This window comes from Paenibacillus sp. EKM10P (genome assembly GCF_011800655.1).
Classification (GTDB): Bacteria; Bacillota; Bacilli; order Paenibacillales; family Paenibacillaceae; genus Paenibacillus; species Paenibacillus polymyxa.
In genome coordinates this window covers 1-1952 of sequence record NZ_JAALET010000038.1, presented here as the reverse complement: position 1 = coordinate 1952, position 1952 = coordinate 1, and the positions used below count along the sequence as shown (strand labels likewise).

Below are 1952 nucleotides of genomic sequence, written 5' to 3'. Positions count from 1 at the left end.
ATCCGATACCCGCGAATTTTGACCTGATGGTCGATCCGGCCTAAATACTCGATACTGCCATCCGGCAGCCACCGTGCCAGGTCGCCTGTCCGGTACATCCGGTTTGCGTAAGTGCTGTCCGCTGGATCAGCGGCCGTCGCATCAGCAAACGGATTCGGGACAAACTTCTCAGCCGTCAGTTCCGGCAGGTTGAGGTATCCTCGTGCGATACCTGCCCCTCCGATATAGAGTTCACCCGCGATCCCTATCGGTACCAGCTGTTGTCGAGTGTTCAAGATGTACACAGCCTGGTTGGCTATCGGCGTTCCGATGGATACCGTGTGCTCCCCTTTTTCCAGCAGTACATTCAGCGACTCTACATCTTCAATCGTATAGGCGGTCGCATCTACGGTCGCTTCGGTCGGACCATACACGTTCGTAATGACCGGACGATACCCGGACCATTTGTGCAGGAACACATGGACCAGCTGCACGGATAAGGCTTCGCCCCCGATCAGGTAATGCTTCACATCCGGCGCTTCTGTCACGCTGACGCTTTCGTTCAAAATATGCAGATGCGCTGGTGTGCCGTCCGACAGATCAATCCGGTGCGTGCGGTAGTAGGCGATCAAATGCTCTCCGCTCAGGCTGACGTCACGGGACACCACATGCAGGGTATGACCTAGCAGCAAGCTGGCAAAGATTTGCTTCACCGAAGCGTCAAATACAAATGCGGACAGCCATGCGATGTGAAGCGGCTGATCATACCGGCTGTACACTCGCTCATATAAAGCGTCTACCAGATTGCCGACACTGCCTTGCTCAATCATAACCCCTTTCGGCTGACCGGTTGTACCTGACGTGTAGATCATATAGGCCAGGTTATGCAGGCCGGCGACAGGGATCAGGTTGCTCGCATCCTGTGCTCCCCATTGAGCTTGAACGTCCTCATCGTCAAGAACGATAGCTTGTACTGTGGATGGCAAGCTCAACGAAAGGTTGGCGGCTCTGCTGGTGATCACGACCTTGGCCCCACTGTCTTGAAGCATGTAGTCGATCCGTTCCTGTGGATACATCGTATCCATTGGCACATACGCGCCTCCGGCCTTCAGTACTCCCAGAATGCTCACCAGAAGATCCGCAGAACGTTCCAGCAGTACGCCTACCGGTTGATCTGCTTCAACACCTTTCGCCCGTAACACACGGGCCAACCGGTTCGCCTGCTCATTCAGCTCAGCGTAGGTTAGACCTATGTCCCCAGATACAACGGCTATCCGCTCAGGGCTGTTTTTCGCTTGCTCTTCAAAACGTTCGCTGAGCGACAGACCTTGGAGTGTTCCACGCACGCTGTGCGCGTTCGGATCATTGAACACCTCCAGAATCTGTTCGGTTTCTTCGGTCGTAATCAGCTCCAGCTCACCCAGCTTCGCATCCGGGTTTACCGCCACGGCTTCGGCTAAGCGAATAAAGTGACGTGTCATCCGTTCAACGGTTTCCCGTTGATACAACGCAGTTGCATATTGCAATCCGAACTGGATGCCTGCCTCTTCCTCTCTGGCTTCCAGCGTGAAGTCAAACTTCGCTGGTGTTTGCTCCAAGCCGTATGGACGGAAGCTCAGATCTGCCAGTTGCAGTTCGCCTTCCTCCGTCGTTTGCAGGGTAAACATCGTATCGAACAATGGATGGCGGCTCATATCCCGCTTCACATTCAGCTTTTCCACCAGTTCCTCAAATGGATAGTCCTGATGCTCGTAGGCTTGCAGGGCCCGAACCTTCACTTCTTCCACGTAGCTGCGGAAGGTATGTTCCGCTGTCGGATAGTTTCGCAATGCCAACGTACCGACGAACATCCCGAGGATTGGCTCCAAATCGGCATGCGGTCGTCCGGCAATCGGCGTGCCGACAACGATGTCCTCTTGGCCACTATATTGATGCAAGAGTGCGGTGTATGCCGCCAGCAGCACCATATACAG

1 protein-coding gene is annotated in these 1952 nt (G+C 54.6%); it reads right to left on the bottom strand.

Features of this window, described 5'->3' with window-relative positions:
- Positions 1-1952, bottom strand: a 1952-nt coding sequence (locus tag HFE01_RS26270; RefSeq protein WP_167442894.1) for a non-ribosomal peptide synthetase, incomplete at both ends; no start/stop codon positions are given.